A 21,425-nucleotide genomic window follows, 5' to 3' on the forward strand; every position below is an offset into this window, starting at 1 on the left:
TTAGCACCGAGAACCCAAACATCATCGGAACAGCTAAAAACACATTCAAACCACTAACACATGCCCTAACGCGCAAAGGCACTAAAGGAGCACTGCTATACAGTCATTCATCAATGTCACACATAATATGCTTACCAATAGCAGCTCTCACGACGTCTTGACTGAAGAACTGTGCTATATAACCTTGGCGCTCTGCAAGTTGCCGTACGCAGAGCGCTTCATTGGTATATAACGCGATTAACTCTCGAGCAAAATCATCGGCACTTTCAGCAATAGACATCACGGTTTCGGGTGCTGGAATTCCCTCTGCACCGATTGGCGTGGTAACCAACGGCACTCCAGCTTGTAATGCTTCCAGGACTTTCCCCTTCACGCCGGCACCGTAACGAAGAGGTACAACGCAAACGCGAATTGAACGATAAAGGTGCTCTAGTTCGGCGTCACATATAAAGCCGTGCACGATCACATTGTCGGAGGCGAGATCTGAAATTACATCGGGAACATTGGAGCCAACGACATGAAGGCGTATCGCAGGGTCAACGGCGTGAACTTTATCCATCACTTCGCTGATAAACCAAAGTACCGCATCAACATTCGGTTTATGGGTAAACCCGCCGACAAACAGCAAGTCTTTGCGAGCGGCAAACTCAAATGCCTCAATATTTGAGGAGTCAAGTACGTACAAAGGTAATTGTGCAACGTCCGCTTCTGGAGCAATTTCTCGAACTGCATCCACCTCCACATCAGATGGATAAAGCACGGTATCTACTTGCTGAAAAATCCGGCTTTCCCGCGCCTTCCAGTCTTCTGCTGACTTCAATAACTTTTTGTCACCGGAGATCACTGCCTCACGCTGGGTACGTAAGTAATGGAGATCATGCCCGAAATACACTAATCGCGGGCAATGTTTCAGCGACTTGATATCTTTAATAAAATCTTCCGTGATATGCGGCCGATGCAGGTAGATAACATCGAGATACTCCGCATTTTCCGCGAGCCAAAGCTTCCAATTGCGGGCATAACGCTCACCATAAAGCACCTCGACACCAAGTTGTTGCAGTGTTTCCGTATAAGGCTGATGCGGAAAGAAATTCGCTCCAAGAAACTTCACCCGGTAGCCCATTTCTACCATGGTTTTTACATATAAAAAGGTGGACCGGGAACCAGCATCTTTGTCGTAAAATGGGACATAATGATCAATAAATAAGACAGTTTTTTCACCATCCATTTTTTCTCGGGCATCAAATACATCAACACCAACATCAACGTTTCTCAGGTCAAGCTCTTGCTTCCATTTCTTCCGGAAAACAGCCTGATTGATTCGCTGCTGCTTCTTAATTCCTGAATTAATGTCGCTCCCATGGCTAACGCCCTCGAAGTGAACAACGCTAGATGCCGGTTGATAAATGGTCCTCAGCCCGCGAGCGCGTATCTGAAAAGCGAGATCGGTATCCTCATAATAAGCCGGACAGAATAGCTCATCAAAGCCTCCCAACTCATCCCATAGAGATTTCTTCACAATGACACACGCGCCAGAAATATAATCGACATCCCGCAAGTAATTGTACTCTGGCGCAGCTGGGGATTGCCCTCGGCCAAAGTTCCAGCCGCTACCGTCGCGCCAAATAATGCCGCCCGCCTCTTGTAAGACGCCATCTTCAAACAACAACTTTGGCCCTACCAGACCAACATCTGGTTGCGTAGCGAACACATCCAACAAGGACTGCAGCCAACCTGGTTGGGGATTGGTATCGTTATTGAGCAGTAAGACAAACTTGCCTACCGCAAACTTCGCTGCGTTATTACAATTCTTTAAAAACCCGAGGTTTACTTCATTGCGCACCACACGGATATTCTTGACACGCGACGCAATAGATTCAGTGAGATCACTTGAGCGGTCATCAGCAATAATCACCTCGTAACTAATACCATCCGTGTGCGCAAGCAGCGCTTGCAAACATGAGATGGTTGTAGCGTACTGGTTATAGACGGGGACAATAATGCTGACTAACGGCTGATCGTGGCGGGGAAATTCAAGCTCGACACTCCCAGCCGTCACATCATCAATCGCAAAGATGACGGGCTTATCTGCGGAAGTGGAATCGAGTGGAAACCGCTGCTCAATCCAAGCGGCACCATTGACTTGCTCACGGCCGAAGAGAATCCTAACGAGCCTGAGCAATCTACCCCAGCTGAAAGTTCGCAAAGATGCATAGGGGTTAGCGACCACGTAACGCAGGATCTGGAAAAGATACCGCATGCGACTATAACGGGACTCCTTATAGGCTTGAAGGTCATCAGCATGATCTCTACGAAAATCGTTAAAATCAGCCCACAAACTATTCAAAAAACCCAGACGTGGCTCGCGCTGAGGCAGAAAAACTCCACACAAAAAATCAATCAACCGCTTGGAGAAACCAGTTACGCCCCTCAATCCTGAGCCTACTTTGACCTGAACCGCAAGAAGTTGCTGATAAAGCTTGGCATTAAGCTCACCTAGCGCATGAATGGCTTCTTCATCTATCGATGTACCAGCCTCGGAATTACCTTCTTCCTGCAAGAAGCGCAAATACTCCCGAGTCAAAAACTCAGATCGCCGTGAAGCGGCTGTAAAAGCCTTGAATCTATGATCAGCCGAAAAAACCTCTCGCTCGTCCAACGGCAAACGAGCGATCTCGCTAGCCTCGCCTAACAACATACTTTTGCGAAAAATATACTTCCGGCACAAAACACGCTCCAGCTGAAACGCGAGCTTTCCAATTCGGCTTCGTTCGACTTCACCCATCGCCGACTTGAAACGAACGACTTCGTGCTCTAGATACGAATTCTTACCAAGCTGCTCCGAAATGCCATCATCACTCACCAGGTCGACGGATGCCGATTCATCGTTAACGGCTTCATGCTTCGAATTTATGTACATCAATCGATTTCGCGTTATAGTTTTTAAACGTATTCTTTTAGAACAATCCGGTAATCAATTTCACGCTCTTGCTGAAATTGCAGAGCCTGCTCATACAGCTGGGTCAACTCGCTCTTCGAGGACGGGCGAAGGGTCAAATAGCGTATAACTCGCTCGATATGACCTATCAGACGCCCAAGCAAGGAGCGCCTAAACATATAGACTTTTGCGTACGAAACACACAAACGACGAAAAAGGTACTCACCTTTTTCTTTTTCAGTTTTATACTTGTCCAGTAATATTTTTTCTGCTGAATTTGTCATTATCCCCCCAAATTAAGTTTTAGCTCTCGCGAGGCACAACAGCGTTGAACTGCGCGTGAGCAAATTTATACAGATCCAAGTCTAGTTTATTCCGGTCCAGCAACTCTCCATATAAGGCTTCTCCAAGCTCTCGCCTGATGTTCAGCAGTTTATGTTCCAATGACACTGCTGAATCTTGAGTTGTATTGACCTGACGGTTTACCACTTGTAGGTCCGGAAAATGGTATTTCAAATAAAAATGTAGGCGCTCCAGAGATTCCTGGAAACACTCCACCAACCCGAAAAATGGCAACTCCAGCAGAAAGGCTTTCGCCTTCTCCAGCTTCTCCGAGGGCACTGAACTGTGCTTCGGTGTGTCACCGGCATAGGCAGTATTCGAGAGCTGGTGCACATGGTAATTGGAAATTGGACCATGATTTTTAGGATCCAGTTTTTCTCGCACATAGTCTGAAAAACTACCTTTCGGCTCGGAGAGCCCCAATTGTATTTTCCATTCAAAAAGATAGGCTGAACGCACCCTGACAATTGGGTGGCGTAGAAAAACAATTGGAAAAGCTTCAAAATCACCCTTCGGTAGTGGCGGCAAAACCTGATGAGAAGAAATCGCAAGCACCGCGGTGCTCGCTGATGACCGCAGCCATTTCTGCCGGCAGAATTTTGGCTGACGCCCTATCTAGATCAAACGCAAGCCATGAATCACCGAAACTACGCTTAAGAATTTCATCAATGGAGGAGCCAGCATTCTTAAACAGGTGATAGTGTAAAATCAGCTTTCTCACGCACTTTCACCAAATACCGATTAATCAGCTTGCTCTTCCGCTACTTTGACACTGTATCCAGTAACGGCCAGCCCGAGCTTGCGCATGTCATCGCCTTTACCGAGCTCAGCTGGGCTCAATGTGCGAATCAGTTTCACTTCTACCCGCGTGGCTTTAGCACCCTCCTTTACAGGGACTGCACAAAACAAACCGCGAGACTTACCATCAAAATCAAGCTCTACTTGCTGACTCTGACCATCAACAAAAATTTGGGCTTCCTTCAACAGCTCATCATCATCCATCGCGGAGATGAAGCGGACTCGGAACACCTTTTCGACATCACGCAGTACCGGAACGTCAAAAACGATTTCCGGAGCTGGCCCCGTCCAGCTATAGGCTACGCCGTCTGGCGTGTATTCCACACCGTACATATTTTGGTTCTCGCCAAATACCTCGGCAGAAACCTCTACTTGCGCCTGAGGCGCGTAATTATGCTCCGCGATCGGCTGAGACATTACTGGAGCTTCCGTAGCAACGCCAGAATTACCAAGCAAAACTTGCTCCAAAATCTTAATTCGAGCAGACAACTGTGCCTGGTTCTCCACCATTACATTGGTCACCGCCTTCAGGTGATCGTATGGGTTAGCACTAGCCTCGACCGCATTAATGACACGCGATTGCAGCGATTGAGCATCGTCTTGTACCAACGCATCGAAGTAACGTAGATCTTCGGCAAGCCCTTCGACATTCTCACCCCTCTTGTTGCTCATTTTTTAACCACCTTAGCTAAATAATTCAGCCCGGATACTTACCCGCACTCTTTGATGTTGAAAAACACCATAGTATAACGCTGAACCGAAGCGGAATCAGCCGTCGAGAGTTGAATTTGAGAGTGAATTACGGGAGAAAGAAGAGCGGGCCGATACGCCCGGCATAGATTCGAAGATTAGCGACGAAAACCGCCTTGGTGATCCATAAACTGGTCTTAGGCCTGTTAGAACCCATCCCAAGGGAGGATGGGTAGCCGCCAGCCAAACGCCGACACACGCTCTAGATCCATAATGTCAACGAATAGTCCCATCCGACCTATCATTTTCCCAGCGAATGCCACCACCGAGTTCCATCACGTCCGCGACAGCTTCCAATTCGCGAAAGGTACAGTATGCGCCGGGGCCCACATTAACGTTACTAAAAAATACGCAATATTGGCAACCTAAATTTAGCGAACCAGCTCCATCACAGATACCGAGGCCGCGGCCAAATCAATTTCATGAGGAAACACCCGCATCGGATATCAGTCCCGACCCAACGACTTTCTTATCGCCAAGCTCTTACGCTCCGCAGAAATACCGCAGCAGTGTTGCGACCACATGGAAATTATCTGGCCGATAGCTGTTATTGGGGCCGATCGGATTAGCGGGAACCACAGAACGATATCCTCTCCATCACTGGGCCAGTATAAATCACACCGCTTTACTCCCGTAATCACCCCGATCACATAAGGCTCATCGGTCGACCTCAGTGTGCGGCCAATAATACCGAATCCGAAATTGACCACCTTATTGTCTTCTGGTGGCTACACTATGGACTGATAAATCAGCGCTTGTTAACCTCAATGCAGTGTGGAGCATGAATTACATTAACCTCGATTAAATAGTTCTCAGGGATAAACTCTGCTGGAAAAGAACTATTAGCATGAATGCCACCCACTTTCAACGCAGCAAGATAGACTTCATTAAACCTCTCATTGCCGTAAAATTAGAATCGCCCCCCGATTAATCAGGTCGAGCTCACAATGAATGCGAGAGACAATTTCAACATTGAACCTTGATGCAAGCTACATTAAAAATGCGAAGCTCAACACTGCGCGTAACCTTTGGTAAAAACCGTTTTCTAACTCATAAACATCTTCACCTTGGGTACAAAGAGATCAAAACCATGCTCTTCAAGCAGTGAGTGCTATTTTACTTGACTCAATTCAGCCCTAACCATTCACGACACGCATCGTCAGCAGTTATTTCTGACTCCCAACCCCACTTTTCCCTGACCATTTAGGGATGCTCTAGCAATGGCTCCACTTCCGCCGAGCGAAAATAACGCGGGTCAACTATCATCAAGAAATTTCCAAATGCCACTAGGGGACCACTGCCTTGCACTGGAGCGACAATCAATGAAAGATCGCATTAAACTGCCTTCAGCATCAGTCTAACAACGCCTTCAAAAAACTTACCATCAAAAGCGGAGCGGGCGGATAAAAGCTTATGCGCTAGCAGCTCCTTTTCAACAGACCTCAAAGATGACTTATCCCATCTCCGGATAACATGATTAAAGTATTCGTATTCGGAGTAAGACAAATTAAGTTGTTCAGCGAGATTGATTTTTATCGATTTCTGCTCTTCAACAAACGCTTTTTGATGGCGATCATCAGTAGAAATTCCGCCGACACGAAAAAATGCTAAAAACTCATTAATGTAAGCGTGCCTATAGCCGTTTAGGACTAGGTCCAACGCAAACTGCCACATTGTTATTTTAAACGACTCATCAAATGGAGAGTCTACTAAGCACTCTTTTTTACAGAGCAGCGTTTGATGGCAATATGGTGCACCAAAAAAAACCTTATCTATATCACCTACATGAGTCCCCACTTTATTTTCACTTTCATCGACCTTATAAGCATTGCCAAAGGCATAATCTGATGCAGAACTTTCTATTGCATCAACCAACAATTCGATAGAATTTTCTGCCAAATAGTCATCGGAATTCAAAAATAATATATATTTTCCAGCCGTAAACAGAACTGCCTTATTCATTGCGTTGTAGATGCCGCTATCGGCCTCAGAAACCCAATAATCAACTAGCCCCTGGCTGTCAAGTTCACGAATGTAGCCGATAGTTCCATCATCTGACCGACCATCAATGATTACATGCTCAATATTCTTACGCCCATAGCTCTGGCTGTTGACAGAGCTCACCATTCTCTCAAAAAATTCTCGGCGCTGGCCCTTAATTAAGTCTTTAGTAATTGTCACTATGCTAACAAGAGGTTTCGCGCTCGACTCAATTCGCTTTTCTCTTAAACGCTTACCGCCCTGATTACGAATGAAAAAATCCGTACTGAAAATTTCCTTCAAGGAGGTATCATTGTAGGAACCAGATCTCAGCTGCCGAAATACGCGCCTTTCGATCGACTTACTTGGAAGAGCGAGATAACGATAGAAATCCAGCTTGACCTCTATATTATTCAATATTGAATCAAGCAAAAGTTTTAGATATTTACGCTGGTTTTCGCCATTGCTACGTAGAATAAGCTGCAAATTGTGATTGAAAACAACAAAATAAAAGAAGTTTAAATACAATTCTTGATTAATCTGCGAGTATTTTTTCAGACGCAATAACCAGCTCTTGAAGTGAAGAGTAGAGTCAATAATATCTTGAATATTTTTCTCTCTAAATTTCCTACAAACACTATCTTTTCTGGTGAGACTGTAGAAAACTGGCAGATTGACTATGGCGCATCGCTTAGCCAGCAAGGACATAATCATTGACATCGTGCCTTCATTCCTGACAACCTTAGGGAAAGTTATATCATTCTCTAAAAAAATGCTGCGTTTATAAATTTTATTCCACCAATCCACCCTTAAATAATAAGGTCTGAAAGCACGCCGCAGCTGTGATACAAATAAATCCTCGCCGGAAACCACCTCAAAAGGCACTCCCTGAGGAATGACTCTTTCGTTAAGCGCTACATCATTTGAATTTGTTGTATGAAAATCACAAACACTAATTTCGCAGCCATTTTCAACTGCAAATTTATACAAGACTTCGAATGCGTAAGGCTCGACAAAGTCATCGCTATCAAGGAAACCTATGTACTCACCAATGGAAGCTTTGACACCACGCTCGCGAGAAATTCCAGTCCCCAAATTGTGAGGATTATTCAATAATTTGAATCTTGGATCACCCAAAAAATCATTAATGATCTTTGAATCTTCAGGATCGGGGGAAGCGTCATTAACAATTATCACCTCAATCTCAGACATGGTCTGATCTGCAAGGCTGCTAAGACACTTCCTAAGATACGAACCGCTATTATGGACGGTTACGACGACTGAAACATTTACCTTCGACATCACAAAGAAACCCCCTTCAAAAAAAATGGTGATAAATTATTATCAATAACACCAAATAAACTTTCTTCACCATCAACTGACATTAAGTACTCGCCTGGATCAGTATTGGCCAATCTCGCCGGGAGTTTTTCCACCTCCTCTTTTGACTCGGTCACTCTAAGAGCTTTTGCGCTCAACCCTCTTAGGTCCAAATCATCACTGAGCAAAACAGGAACACAACCAAATTTAATAGCCTCCCATAAACGAATAGAATTTGGGCCACTGCCGGACGGGCATAAACAGAATTTTGTCTCTTTTAAAACCTCAACATACTCTCTCTCTTCACGTCTCTTTATTTCTTTGAGATCCTCTGGGTCAGGCTTACCCAAAACTTGATCGCGATATACATCACCCTCAAAGTGCCACTCCCCCCTTTGAATAATTAGACCGTCATCCCCGCTAGGCAGAGAAAAGAGAAAATTTCTCACAGAAGTTAAATAGAGTCCCTCTTGGTATGACCCAATGAAACTATACAAATACTTTCTTTCAGAAAAAGGTTTAGTATCAGCCACGTGGGGATACTTATGGTACATGACAGGGTATAACGGAAAGCCATGAATTTTTATGCCATCAATTTCATTTTGGTGCAGCACTTTGTGGGGCCAATACAAATCAGTGATTCCTAGCTGCTTAAAATACGGCAGCAATTTCAAAGCAAATATATGCTGACAAACTGTAACACGCTTAACCGCAAAATTAGGTGGAGAAAACTTCAAAGCCTCTAAGAAAAATTTTGCTTTCTCGTGACACCCTTGCTCCAATAGATCAACAAGAGTGGCCCATGGGAAGCTGACAACCTGCAAGTAGGTACTGGGCTTAAGATTGTTAAGCATTGTTTCAAATGCCCACTGCTCCGTTTTTGCCGGGACTTGCCATCCATGAGGGAATGCAATTAGATTCGAAGCTCGAAGCCAACCATTTTGATAATCCGTCTGCTGCGTCAACATTGAAATAACCTAATCAAGCGTAAAGTGTTCACGTAAAAGGGGCACTCAGAGATCAAACTCATACTCAGTAATTATACAAATCACAGAATATCTGATAATTGACTGACCTCTTCATTTCTACCAATTCACTCTCAAAGCCCTTTCGCCGCTGACGAGCTTCGATTTTCCCACCTTGGCGTCCAGAATCTCCCGTAACACGAAACTGATCAAATGTTTGGACAAAATTCTCATCGAAGTTGAGCTTTAGATAATCACAAATAACCCCCAAAACATTCTTTGGATCCTGCACAAAGTCTTCATACCGAAAAATATTATCTTGAGAAAAACCTTTCAAGAACTCCAAATACCTTCGGCAGTATTCATCAAAAGTTGATGGTTCAAAATGCACCCAACCATGGTTTTGAATAGAAAGAAAACTATCAATTGGATTCCTTATTGTGGCCACAGAGACAACTCTAAATTGCTTTTGGAGAATAGAGATTAGAGTGGACTTTGAAGGGATCTCAGAGCCTACGCAAAAGTCAGAATGTACATGTTCACGGAGTACCAGTACACCGCCTCGCTCCTCTACGTGTTTGAAGACAACATTCAATGAACTCTCGAATATTTTTTCCGATAACTCCCTAATGTTGGGTATAGAAGCATATCGAGCCATTCTAATAAGATCCGATGGAGCGAATTTCGGTCTGCCCGGTGGTGGCTCTAACTCTGAGTGCGGGTGAACTTCACTTAGCAGAAAAACGTTAGGGAGCGCGCTGAAGCATTTTGAGATAAGCGTGCCGCCAGTACAAGCAAAGTGGTGCAGTGTTCGAATCACTGGCTTACTCTCGCTCTCCTGAGAATGCAAACGCAATTGCTCAATGAGTGATAAGGGTTCACCGGAAAAAATTACGGGTTCAGCGCTATCGACCTCGGACTTTTCGAGGAGCTCCGAAATCGACTCAAGCTCTGTAAATAGAGCACCCAGCTTCCGAACTCCTTGCCCACTCATTCGACTTCAGCCTCAGAAGCAGTTTCCATTGGTACAAGCACCGCCTCACCGAATTCCCTCAGCTCAGGGTATTTCTCGACTAGCTTTATGTACTGTTCAGACGCGCGATCTAGGCGCTGTGCTACCTGCATCATCACGCCGTTCTGTCGTGCCTTCGCCTGCTTAAGATTGTGGTATTGGGTGCGCAGGTCATCCAAATCAGTTTGCGTCTTCAACAAGGTTTTGCCAATAATCCGATTGCTGGTAGAAAGATCTTCTTTCTCAGCCCTTAGTGCGGTGTTGTCCGCCTGGATCCGCTCGAGCCCGGCGGTTAGGTTTTGCTCGGCAACCTGCACTCTCTGCAACTGCGCCTGTACTGAGACGAGTTCGCACTCCAATTCTTCGTTCTTCTTTTTTAATTCACTTAGCTCCGAACGCATTCTCGATAATTTACCCGGAACTGCACGCAACACTACAAACGGATGTGCAAGCTCCCTGATCACATCAGTAGTAAAATGATGACGGTGAAAAGCTTTCTCCACTTCCGTATATGACTCGGCACCGGTGTAGACAGATTCTGTTGCCGACCTGCAGAGAATTAAATCAAAATTCCCTAAAACGGCTGGAGAGACAGACCCGATGATCTTGGCTTCGTAGCCCGGGAGATCGACGATTAGCACATTCTGGGATTTAGCCGGCGCAGCCCCAATTGAGTTGGTTTCACTTCCGATTGCGAGCCGATCACAGATTTCAGACAAAGTGATGGCTGGAACCCTGTCTCTACGCACCACTTTTATACTTGGGTAGTAGTGAGAGAGACCTGAAGGTTCAAAAATGGAACTATAAGCGGGAAGGTTTGTCACCAACAGTTCCGCTTCTCGCCCTTCTCCATCGGCTATAACCAAGTTTTCCAAAACAACTAGGTTATCTGCCCAACCATGGGCACTTTTAAGTTCTGCTACATGGTATTTATTGGCTTCCACCAGCACTATACAACCCGGGTGGAAATCATTGATTCGCTGGAAGTCAGGACAGGTACCCGCACCTAGGTAGACAACATTTCTAGCAGTGGCCCCAGAGCGCTTCAACTGGGACAGCATATCATTCAGCATTTATGACTCCGGCCAATTGGACATTCGTAGCATTTCGAATGGGTGTTGTTAATAGGTTCTGAGAGGTAGATTCGTCTCAATACTCCGAGTCAAGCCATTGGAAAAATGGGTAAAGTAATCTTTCGCGATACCCCAAATCGGCCTGTTCTTTTTTAAAACCAAGACTCTTTTGTTCTTTTTTGCTCTCAAGCGGAGACTCCAGAAGCAAGCTACTGAGGACATTCGGCAACTCAAGCAACTCACATACCCGAGCATTCAATCTCAACCGCTCCGCCTCTCGAGACAACCAAGACTCACCCAGTAAAATCAACTTGCAATATTCTTCTGCAAGTAGCCACAGAAAGCCCGAGGACTTGTCTTGGTAGTGCTTCGCATCATACGTAAATACATATAGGTCGAGTGAAGACAAGATCGCCCGCAACTCTTCCGATGGCAAAAAGCCCACGATCAGCTTAATTTTCGACTCACTCTTGGAAAGGGCACGAATCGCTTTTTCAGTCGCTACTACACGTGGGCAATTGCGCTGAGAAACATACTGCACCACGAGCTTGTCATTCGGTCCAATGATCGGAAGTAAATGCTCGATAATAGCCGGCAATCGGTTAAAGCCCTTCTCTATTTTTGCGTCGCCAAAATAGAGTCCGATTGTTTTAACTGAAGATTTCGACTCTTCAACCTTTGCCGTCTGCCCAAACGGAATCAAATATTGCGGGTGCAAAGCAAGTGGCGATTCCAGTTCGAGCATGTGACCGTAATGTTCCGCGAGCTCATGGTCAGATGCATACATTCGGACATTGTCGAATACCGCTAAGGATTTACAGGCCAGCTTGTAGCTCAACCACTCTGATAAATTCTTTAATTCACCGATGTGGTTCCTTCCTGGGTTGTACATCAAGCACAACCGATGCTCCACATTAAGGAGTGAAGCAGTGTCACCGATCTGTCTCAGCGCAAAATGCAGAGCCATTAAATGCACCCACTGCATGGCCGGGTAAAAAACAACCAGCTTTCTGTTTTCCTGGAGCTCTTGAGACTTAGTACTTGCGATACCATCGGTTAAAAGAATTTTGGAGAAAACGCTTTTTAGCGCCGACAGGTACTCTTTTCCCAGTGCAGCAATAAAACCATTAGCCTCAGCGATACCCGGCGATGCGGCGTGATAGCGATAAAAACTGGATCGAAAATGCCGAGTAATCCGTATTCGGTCAGAGGTGAATTTTTTCTCAAGACTGATTGCTATCTCGTCGCTGCAATAGTAGTCGACAGCGCCCGTATATTCTCCCGAGCAATGAGCACCGTGGATCCGCTCCATTAATGCCACATGATGACCACCTTCCGGACCCAAAGCTGGATCGAACACAATTACGCGGTTTTCTGTTACTACTTCCATCAGCTACACTAATCTCGCGGACTATATTGATCGAGCCAAGCGCAACACTCTCAGGCTCTCGCTACCTAATCCACTACCAGACTTTCCGAACAGCTCATAGGACTTGCGCTTATCACGAACTTCGAGATACTTCTCATAGTAAATCTCAAGCTCTTCCTGCAACTGGTGAATTTGTAACAGTGCCAGCTCAAGCTCAGACTTTAGCTCATGCTCTACTGTCTCAACTAAACCGCTATTCACCTCATCTTTGACTTCTTGAGCATTTTCAACTGATGCTAGATGTAATGCCTCGACCTCCTCCTGTAATTGATGTACCTGTAACTGCGCCAGCTCAAGCTCGGATTCACGCTGCCTCAATGAAGCCGTAGCCTGCTGTAATCTTTGCTGTACTTTAGCTCGTGCCTGTATGTACGCAGAAACCGCTTTGACATTAGGGTTAGATTGCAAACCAGTCTCTTCATCCTGGCGAATCAAGGAAGACGCAACCAATATTTCCTGGTAAATGCTCCCGCTACGGGTATGTCGCTCTGCTAGTAGATCCGCAAGTAACTCGAGCATGGGGTCCATCTCACTTTCCGGAAAACTAGGAAACGCCTGAATTCCAATACCAATATCATTCAAGAGCGCGAGGCAGTCTTTTGGTCTTGCCTTGATGTCACTCTGAGAAATGAGGACTGCTGATGCCTTGCGGTTTCGCTGGAAAAAGTTGAGCAATATGTTGGTTTCATTGATCCAACAATCCAATTGCTCCGAGATATCGAGGTCTCCTCGGAACAGCGCTTGAGTAGCATATTCGGTGGGTGATTCAACAATCACCAAAGTTACCGCACCTTCCGGCAACTTAGCATCCATCAATTCTGAAGCACCGACGAAGGACACTCTCGGCTCTCCGGAACTGCCTTCCGCTATTTCCATGCTCTTCAGCTGACCATAGCTGGGTTCAAGCTCTCCGAACTCCGCTCCGAGCACCTCGGCCAGCTGAAGACTCCGGGCCATGCCTTGAGCCTGTTCTGCCCTTTGCGAGCAAACAACGACATTTTTGGGTGGGCATATCTGGTGACCGTTATTCACAGTAAGAATCCTCTGCTCTGTATTTAATTTCGACCATATACATCATCAATGCGGACGATGTCGTCCTCCCCCAAGTAACTACCACTTTGCACGTAGATCAGCTCGATCGGTAAAATACCCGAGTTGCTTAAGCCATGTTTCGCACCAATTGGGATATATACACTCTCATTCTCCGAGAGCATCATCTCCCCACCATCCCTTTCGACGATTGCCGTGCCAGATACCACAACCCAATGTTCCGCACGGTGGTAGTGCATTTGTAGCGAGAGGCTCGCCCCCGGGTTTACGGTAATACGTTTCACCTGAGAACGCGGGACGCCACCGGTGAAATCATACTTGCCTCATAAGCGAGCGACTTCGCGATGAATATCGTGTTCATCAAGGCCAGCGGCTTTGTATTATTAGCGATCGCCTTATCCAACAGATGATCTGAGGGAAGCACCAGCAGGTTGGTGGTTTCAGCTTGTTGTGCTGCAGAAATAGTGGCAAAGGCTATTGCCGGGTTGGTATTACAGCCTGCCGGCTCTGTGATTATCGTAAAATTTTCAAAACCAACTTCCTGGGCCTGCTGTGCCACCATAAAGCGGTGATCTTCACCACTGACGATAATCGGCTTGTTAAATCCCCGCATTCGCTCCAGGATTTGCTTCGGTAGCATTTTGCAACTTTTGGACCAAAGCCTTGCTCCAGAACCACCACACAGGATTACAGGAGTAATACTCGTCATTGGAAGTTTATACCTCAGACATTCTTTTAATTATTTTGCCAGTTCAACTTGGAACGGCAGGTCTCATAAAAGTTATGGTCAATTGGGTGAATCAGTGTCAATCGATGAGGCTTCTTATGGATTCGAATGACATCACCCGGCTCTGTGATCACTTGATCATGCCCATCGCAGGTTACATACGAATGTGTTGTGTTGTGCCCGCTAACAATTATTTTGAACTCACTACTACCCTCAACCACAATTGGCCTACTACTCAAGGTGTGAGGATTAAGAGGTACCACGACAATGGCATCCAGCTTTGGATGCATAATGGGGCCACCGCCAGATAGCGCATATGCAGTGGAACCCGTAGGCGTGGAGACAATCAGGCCATCAGAGCGCTGGGTGTACACAAACTGACCATCAATAAAAAGGTCGAACTCGATCATGCGGATATATTCACCAGGGTGAATTACCACATCGTTTAGGGAAGAGCCCTTGCCTATGGGCTTGCCATCACGGGTTACCGACATGTCGAGCAAAAAGCGGCTTTCGGCCATATACTTGCCGGCAAGCACTTCGGCTACTTTTTGCTCGATTTCGTCGGGAGTGATGTCGGTGAGGAAGCCAAGGCGACCTCTATTGATACCAAGAAGTGGGACGCTGAACTTTGCCAAAGCCCGCGCAGCGGCCAGCAGGCTGCCGTCACCGCCTACCACGATAACCAGATCGCACAACTCACCAAGCTTGTCTTTGCTGGATACCCGGGCCTTATGGCCAACAACACTGTTGGCGGTATCTTTTTCGAGCACGACGGAGTAGCCCTCTCGCTCAAGAAACGCCATCAGGCGTCTGAGCGAAATAGCTGCGCTACCACTCCCTTTACGGCCAATAAGGCCGATATTCTGAAACTCCGACACCGCTCCCCCAATGGTGCCCGAATTATGGGCCCGTGCAGTTTTAATTTGTTATTGCTAACCGGTATTTGGTATAAAATTCACTCAGACCAGCCACCAAGTCTTCGTCGACTCCACAGAACGGTCGATTATGCCTTACGTAATTTGAGGAGTCGAACGAGACTGTACATTCGCACTAAATTAAACCGCATAATACCTAACCGCTCTCGACTGACAACTTGGCTGACGCTGAAACTGACGTATACATATGCCAGCATACGAGTTACTTATCGAGAAGCTCTCGCCACCAGGCCTCGTTATTCAGGTACCAATTGACCGATTTACGAATTCCAGACTCAAAACTTTCCTGAGGTTGATAGCTCAATTCGTTCTGGCTCTTGGTTGCATCAATAGCGTAGCGCCGATCATGCCCCGGGCGGTCTGTCACATACTCAATTAGCTTCGCACTTTCGGCTCCGGCAGCAAGCACAGCCTTTGGATATTTTTCAGCCAGCGCGGAGTTTTCACGAAAGGCTTCATCCATCAACTTGCACACCAAGTGCACAATGTCGATATTCTGCCACTCATTATGGCCTCCAATATTGTAGTTCTCACCCACCTTGCCTCTCTGTAATACGAGATCAATTCCCCGCGCATGGTCCTCTACATACAGCCAGTCACGCACTTGCTTGCCGTCACCGTAAACGGGAAGCGACCGGTTGCGGAGGATATTGGTGATAATCAGTGGGATCAGCTTTTCCGGGAAGTGGTAAGGGCCATAGTTGTTAGAACAGTTGGAAGTAGTTACCTCCAAACCGTATGTATGGTGATAGGCCCGTACCAAGTGGTCTGAGGCGGCCTTACTTGCGGAATATGGGGAGTTCGGGGCGTAGGCGGTACTCTCAGAAAATGCTGGATCTTCAGGTGCGAGAGTGCCATAGACTTCATCTGTACTAACGTGATGGAAGCGATGCTCCATCGGAGCCAGCCCATCCGCTTCAGGCAAATCCAACCACACTTTTTTTGCGGCCTTTAACAGGCTATAGGTACCAATAATATTGGTCTCAATAAAAGCATCCGGACCTGTGATTGATCGATCCACATGAGATTCCGCAGCAAAGTGCACAATGGTATTTACACCCTGCTCCACCAGTAGCCGCTCAACAAGTACCGTATCGCAAATGTCGCCCTGCACAAACAGGAAGTTCGGGTTGTCCGCCACTACGTCAAGACTAGCTTTATTGCCGGCATAAGTGAGTGCGTCCAGTACAACTACCATATCTTGCGGATACTGGTTGAGCCAATAGTGCACGAAGTTAGCGCCAATGAAGCCGGCACCACCAGTCACCAGCAACTTTCTAGGGCTTTTTTCTGCAGTCATTATTTCTACCAAATACTTATTCTGTGGTTGCCTTTGTTTCCAGCGCCAATTCCTGGATCATAGAGTCCAATTGGTGCCGCCAATACTTAGTTTGAATATCAAACTGCTGTTCAAAATCAGACTTATCGAGGACGCTGAAAGATGGCCTTTCCGTAGGGCTCGGATACTGGTGATGTGGGATTGGATTAATAGAAATTTTTTGATTGATTAAACCATGGGTAAGACCCAGCTCTTGGATAGCAACAGCAAAGTCATACCAAGATGCAACTCCCGCATCAGTCCAATGGAAAATACGAGCGCCGCCTGTGAATAGACGCTCTCTATTTCTGCCGGCGCACCATATTGCTTCAGCCAGCGAGCGCGCCCATGTTGGAGTTCCGATCTGGTCTGCAATTATATTGAGATGATCTCGGCCCTCGTCGGACATTAAGCGCAGCATGGTTTTGACAAAGTTGCTTCCATGCGAGGAGTAGACCCAAGATGTCCGGAGAATCAAACTACCGGGCAGATTGCGTTTCAGTAACTCGATCTCCCCCGCCGCCTTACTCTTCCCATAGACGTTGAGGGGCGCGGTTTCATCGTCTGCCTGGTATGGAGATGACTTTTCACCGTCGAAAACGAAGTCGGTAGAAACATGGATCAATCCCACCGCCCCACGTTTAGCTACCGCATCGGCGATGTTTGCGACGGCATGTTGATTGAGAGCAAACGCACGCTCTGCTTCCAACTCAGCCTGATCCACAGCAGTATAAGCGGAGGCATTTACCACCAAGTCAGGATCATGCTGGGTCAGCAATTGCTCTATCATATCGGCGTCCAGAAGATCAACTTCTGCACGCCCCATGGCGACGACATCCCAATCTTCTGGTGCGGTACGTAACAACTCCCAGGCTAGCTGGCCATTTTTACCAAAAACAAGCGCTTTGCGCTTTACGTGACTAATGGCCATAAGTCAACTTCGGCGTTTCAGCGAGAGACAACCCTTGCTGGTCTTTTTCAGAGAGTTTTGGGGCGGCGCCAGACACCAGTGGCCAATCAATCCCCACCGCAGGCTCATCCCAACGCAAGCTCACTTCACTTTGCGGATGATAGTAGTCGGTACATTTATATACGAACTCGGCTGAGGCCGATGTAACGTAGAAACCGTGCGCAAAACCGGCAGGGACCCAAAATTGGCGATGATTTTCTGCAGACAGCATCGTTCCTGCCCACTGACCAAACGTAGGTGAGCCTTCACGTAGATCCACTGCTACATCAAACACTTCACCACTTACGACGCGCACTAATTTTCCCTGCGTTTGCTGGGTCTGGTAGTGAAGGCCACGCAATATTCCCTGTGTCGATTTGGAGTGGTTATCTTGGACAAATGTTACGTCTGCGATAGATTCGCGAAACCATGCGTCGCGAAACGTCTCCATAAAAAAACCGCGCTCATCGCCGAATATTTTTGGCTGCAGAATTTTTACGTCAGGTATGTTTGTATCAATTATCTCCACGCTCAAAACACCCTGGAGTCAGTAATTCTTAACAAGTATTCGCCGTAGCCGCTCTTGAGTAGAGGCTGTGCAAGTGCCTTCAAGTCATCTGCACTGATGTAGCCCATCCGGTATGCGACCTCTTCCGGGCAAGCAATTTTCAGACCTTGCCGGGCCTCGATGGTTTGTACAAAGTGGTTAGCCGCGAGCAAATTGTCATGGGTACCCGTGTCTAGCCAAGCTGCTCCACGCCCCATAACCTCCACATTCAAAGATCCAGATTCCAGGTATGCGCGGTTTACATCAGTTATTTCAAGCTCTCCTCGGGGAGATGGGACTATCGACTTAGCAATATCGATAACTTGATTGTCATAGAAGTACAAACCGGTAACAGCGTAGTTTGACTTGGGCTGCTCAGGCTTTTCTTCTATCGAAAGTGCCCGTCCCGACTCATCAAACTCAACGACGCCGTATGCACGAGGGTCGTTGACGTGATACCCGAATACGGTTGCCCCACTAGGTTGATTAGTCGCGCGCTGCAACACGCTCATAAAATCGTGAGAGTGAAAAATATTATCGCCCAACACCAGTGCGCAACTGTCATTACCGATAAACGACTCACCAATGATAAATGCCTGAGCGAGACCGTCAGGTGATGGCTGTTCCGCGTACTGGAGGTTTAGCCCCCAAGCTGCACCATCCCCCAGAAGACTCTTGAAGGCAGGCATATCTTGCGGTGTGGAGATAATCAAGATATCCGTGATGCCAGCCAACATTAACGTTGTCAGCGGGTAATAGATCATGGGTTTGTCGTAGATTGGGATCAGCTGCTTGCTGACCGCCCTAGTAAGAGGGTAAAGGCGAGAGCCTGTTCCTCCAGCAAGAATAATCCCTTTACGCACAAATGCCCCCAAAGCTCGGCTAGCTAATTGATTTCCTTACAATTATGCCTCGCTAAACGATGGTCGTCGAACCCTAATCTGTTTAGCTGGAACATGTAGAGGCTTGTACATTATTTAAACAAAACACCTCGCCGCCCCTGTAAACCTCCGGTATGAATCATCAGCACACTTTTTCGACAATGCTTTGCAGTAGGCTTTGGCTCACGATTCAAAGTAATCGCTTTCAGAGTTTTGCCGGTGTAGACGCCCTCTAGTGGAACAGCAGTATATTTTTCGTACACCTCCATGAACTCCAAAAGGGGGGCGGGTTGCTTTGCATACCCTCCCATATGAGCATCTCGCACAATGGTTAAGTCACAGCTCCCATTGGCAAATCTAGCGGCCCATTTCTGAGTATTTACCTCGACCTGCTCCTCTGCCCTCAATACAGGGACACCCACCACCGTCGATTTTTTACCCAATTTGGCACATAAACCACCGACCGTGAGGCCAGTACCGCATGCAACCCAATACTCCTCAAAATCTACCGGCTTCGTTTTTTGAATCGCATCGGCCAAAAGAAGAATGCCTTGAGCCCCCAGGTAATTGGCCCCGCCCTCCGGGATAAAGTGACAAGATGATGGGGCTCCCACCACGTCAATGAAATCTTGGCCACCCCGCTGGCGGTACTTCTGGCGAGAAACGAACCGCAATTCCATCCCAAACCGCTCTGCGTCCTGCAGCATCGCACTGAACACCGGCGGCTTTTCACCGCGAATGATACCGATCGTTTTAAACCCAAAACGCTGCCCTGCTGCTGCAGTGGCGTGTATATGATTTGACCAGGCGCCGCCACAGGTAACGATCGTGTTTTTACCCTGCTTCCGGGCCTCGAGAAGGTTGTAGATCAGCTTGTAGGCTTTGTTGCCAGAAATGATGGGGTCGAGCAAGTCGTCGCGGCGTACCCAGAGATCGACATTGGGGAAGAGGTCTGAATTGATCTGCTGGTAGGGGACATTTTCTGCGGCAGTAACAAATGCCTCGAGGCTAAGTTCGGTAAGGTAGCGCATCAAAAGGGACCATTTTTTGAACAGCTGGGGTCAGGCAGGAAGCGGCAAGGTACCGGAAGTTAGGAATACTGATTTGTTGACGGTCGCTGTATATACACTGTTACCCGACTTCACCAAGAATGATACGCCGTCGGTCGTCGTTTCAGCCGTTACTTCTGCTTCGATAGTCGGCGCTCTGGGGATCAGTGCCGCAGGGTCAAATAGTGCGACATTGATACCTCCACCACCCGAACCCACTTCGCTTGAAGGCAATTCACTGATACCCGCCATCAGCGCGCGGGCAGAGAAGGTTTCCACACCCTGTACATGATGCTCGCGAAGCTGCGCTCCCAGCGTTTGGCAGAAACCATATTGAGACGGATGAGAAAGTTGTGGCCAGTGCTGTCGCCATGCTTCAGCTTGGAGCCTGACGCCTGGATCGGCGCAATATTTCGCTGAGAAGACCTGATGAAAGCTTGTGACTGGCGCCAGAGGTGCTTCGAGCATGTCATTGACAAAAAGCAGACGATAATAGGCCGCCTCAATCAACACGGTATCAATGGTTTTGCTGCCGTAGAAAATGCCACTCTCCGCGGTACCGCCAAATCTTGAGCCCCATGGCAGCGGCGGGTAACGAAATGGTGTAGCAAGCAGATAGTGGAGCTTGTCGCTACCCGGTAGTCGGACAGGCTTACTATGCTCCAGCAAGTTTTCAAGAATTTCTTGCTTCTGCAGGCTGTCGACCAGGCTTCTAGTGGCAACCTCCTCCTGAGACTCGATAATCCGATAGATTCGGCCAAGTAAGCGCGTAGAGGTCTCTCGAATTTTACCACTCAGGTTACTCTCTACGTCCCTCACACCTTGCCTCGCATCGCGTCGAGGTAGGTGACAACCCGCACAAGCCCATCAATTCGCTGTGCTAGCTCTTTTGGGATTCCGTTTAGCGCGCGATTGGCAGTCGCAAACCAGGTTTTCGCCCCCTCATCTCCCCCCATAAGAACGAAGGCAGAGCGGTAGGCCCTGATGAGTAACAGCGCCAACTGACCTTCAGCACTTTGGGGCGAGAGACCGCTACGACGACGCAACGTCCGATCATCCAGATGGATGATGCTACTCAGCTCCGTTTTCTTGAGCCCCAAATGACTGGCGGTGTTTAGGGTTGCTTCCAGCAGAACCTGATCTTCTGTGGCTTGTGGGGTATGGGCTGGGCGCGCCATATCGCCTCCGGAGTCGATTGTAGAGGTCACATGACCAAATATATTCCGATTTTGGACAAATGGCAATTTCGAGAGAGGCGCCCACTATAGTTGGTGACACACTCGGATGGGGGAAGACTGAAGCGGGCTTCAGCATCCAGCCAGTAATCTTCCAGATACAAAAAAAGGCCTCGTCTTCGTT

Annotated in this window: 20 protein-coding genes and 1 pseudogene; all 21 read right to left on the minus strand. The window is 47.4% G+C overall.

Going from position 1 to position 21,425, the window contains the following annotated elements; all coding sequences use genetic code 11:
* Positions 1-103: 103 nt before the first annotated feature.
* Positions 104-2,920, minus strand: coding sequence for a glycosyltransferase (locus AS89_RS16640; protein WP_010130601.1), 2,817 nt, complete (start codon positions 2,918-2,920; stop codon positions 104-106).
* A gap of 23 nt (positions 2,921-2,943) precedes the next feature.
* Positions 2,944-3,222 (minus strand): hypothetical protein, encoded by a 279-nt coding sequence (locus AS89_RS16645; protein ID WP_010130602.1) that lies wholly within the window; start codon positions 3,220-3,222, stop codon positions 2,944-2,946.
* Positions 3,223-3,241: 19 nt separating this feature from the next.
* A complete protein-coding gene (locus AS89_RS16650) occupies positions 3,242-3,835 on the minus strand; it encodes a hypothetical protein (RefSeq protein WP_158217333.1) in 594 nt (197 codons plus the stop codon).
* On the minus strand, positions 3,786-4,001 hold the full coding sequence (locus AS89_RS18580; RefSeq protein ID WP_029249710.1) for a hypothetical protein: 216 nt from the start codon (positions 3,999-4,001) through the stop codon (positions 3,786-3,788). Before AS89_RS18580 ends, AS89_RS16650 begins: the two co-directional genes overlap by 50 nt.
* Positions 4,002-4,021: 20 nt before the next feature.
* Positions 4,022-4,750: a hypothetical protein gene (locus AS89_RS0102005; RefSeq protein ID WP_010130605.1), complete on the minus strand. Its 729-nt coding sequence runs from the start codon at positions 4,748-4,750 to the stop codon at positions 4,022-4,024.
* Positions 4,751-6,163: 1,413 nt separating this feature from the next.
* Entirely contained in the window at positions 6,164-8,110 is a 1,947-nt protein-coding gene (locus AS89_RS0102010) for a glycosyltransferase family 2 protein (protein WP_010130606.1), read from the minus strand.
* Positions 8,110-9,096, minus strand: a complete 987-nt coding sequence (locus AS89_RS0102015) for an exostosin domain-containing protein (RefSeq protein ID WP_010130607.1) — start codon at positions 9,094-9,096, stop codon at positions 8,110-8,112. Before AS89_RS0102015 ends, AS89_RS0102010 begins: the two co-directional genes overlap by 1 nt.
* A gap of 64 nt (positions 9,097-9,160) precedes the next feature.
* Positions 9,161-10,087: a sulfotransferase family protein gene (locus tag AS89_RS16655; protein ID WP_010130608.1), complete on the minus strand. Its 927-nt coding sequence runs from the start codon at positions 10,085-10,087 to the stop codon at positions 9,161-9,163.
* Positions 10,084-11,178 carry a hypothetical protein gene (locus tag AS89_RS0102025; RefSeq protein WP_010130609.1) on the minus strand — a complete coding sequence of 365 codons (1,095 nt, stop codon included), beginning with the start codon at positions 11,176-11,178 and terminating at the stop codon, positions 10,084-10,086. The genes AS89_RS16655 and AS89_RS0102025 overlap by 4 nt, the downstream gene beginning before the upstream one ends.
* 76 nt (positions 11,179-11,254) lie before the next feature.
* On the minus strand, positions 11,255-12,568 hold the full coding sequence (locus AS89_RS0102030) for a hypothetical protein (RefSeq protein ID WP_010130610.1): 1,314 nt from the start codon (positions 12,566-12,568) through the stop codon (positions 11,255-11,257).
* A 21-nt stretch (positions 12,569-12,589) separates the two neighbouring features.
* The gene (locus AS89_RS0102035; protein WP_010130612.1) at positions 12,590-13,639 is read right to left on the minus strand and encodes a hypothetical protein; all 1,050 of its coding nucleotides are present in this window, start codon (positions 13,637-13,639) and stop codon (positions 12,590-12,592) included.
* Positions 13,640-13,662: 23 nt separating this feature from the next.
* Positions 13,663-13,950, minus strand: a pseudogene (locus AS89_RS18505) (cupin domain-containing protein); the annotation flags it as partial.
* On the minus strand, positions 13,938-14,366 hold the full coding sequence (locus tag AS89_RS19030) for a sugar phosphate nucleotidyltransferase (protein ID WP_100169214.1): 429 nt from the start codon (positions 14,364-14,366) through the stop codon (positions 13,938-13,940). The gene AS89_RS19030 and the pseudogene AS89_RS18505, both read right to left, overlap by 13 nt.
* Positions 14,367-14,392: 26 nt before the next feature.
* Entirely contained in the window at positions 14,393-15,265 is an 873-nt protein-coding gene (locus AS89_RS0102050) for an NAD(+) kinase (protein WP_010130615.1), read from the minus strand.
* A 259-nt stretch (positions 15,266-15,524) separates the two neighbouring features.
* Positions 15,525-16,622, minus strand: coding sequence for a dTDP-glucose 4,6-dehydratase (rfbB, locus tag AS89_RS0102055; RefSeq protein WP_010130616.1), 1,098 nt, complete (start codon positions 16,620-16,622; stop codon positions 15,525-15,527).
* 16 nt (positions 16,623-16,638) lie between these two features.
* On the minus strand, positions 16,639-17,571 hold the full coding sequence (gene rfbD, locus AS89_RS0102060) for a dTDP-4-dehydrorhamnose reductase (RefSeq protein ID WP_010130617.1): 933 nt from the start codon (positions 17,569-17,571) through the stop codon (positions 16,639-16,641).
* Positions 17,561-18,118 (minus strand): dTDP-4-dehydrorhamnose 3,5-epimerase, encoded by a 558-nt coding sequence (gene rfbC / locus AS89_RS0102065; protein ID WP_029249715.1) that lies wholly within the window; start codon positions 18,116-18,118, stop codon positions 17,561-17,563. Before rfbC ends, rfbD begins: the two co-directional genes overlap by 11 nt.
* 2 nt (positions 18,119-18,120) lie before the next feature.
* The gene (gene rfbA, locus AS89_RS0102070; protein WP_010130620.1) at positions 18,121-18,999 is read right to left on the minus strand and encodes a glucose-1-phosphate thymidylyltransferase RfbA; all 879 of its coding nucleotides are present in this window, start codon (positions 18,997-18,999) and stop codon (positions 18,121-18,123) included.
* A 110-nt stretch (positions 19,000-19,109) separates the two neighbouring features.
* Positions 19,110-20,048, minus strand: coding sequence for a 1-aminocyclopropane-1-carboxylate deaminase/D-cysteine desulfhydrase (locus tag AS89_RS0102075; protein WP_010130621.1), 939 nt, complete (start codon positions 20,046-20,048; stop codon positions 19,110-19,112).
* A 30-nt stretch (positions 20,049-20,078) separates the two neighbouring features.
* Entirely contained in the window at positions 20,079-20,885 is an 807-nt protein-coding gene (locus AS89_RS0102080; RefSeq protein WP_010130622.1) for an RES family NAD+ phosphorylase, read from the minus strand.
* Positions 20,882-21,274, minus strand: a complete 393-nt coding sequence (locus tag AS89_RS0102085; protein ID WP_138976350.1) for an MbcA/ParS/Xre antitoxin family protein — start codon at positions 21,272-21,274, stop codon at positions 20,882-20,884. Before AS89_RS0102085 ends, AS89_RS0102080 begins: the two co-directional genes overlap by 4 nt.
* Between the last annotated feature and the right edge of the window lie 151 nt (positions 21,275-21,425).

Source organism: Microbulbifer agarilyticus S89 (assembly GCF_000220505.1).
GTDB classification, from domain to species: domain Bacteria; phylum Pseudomonadota; class Gammaproteobacteria; order Pseudomonadales; family Cellvibrionaceae; genus Microbulbifer; species Microbulbifer agarilyticus_B.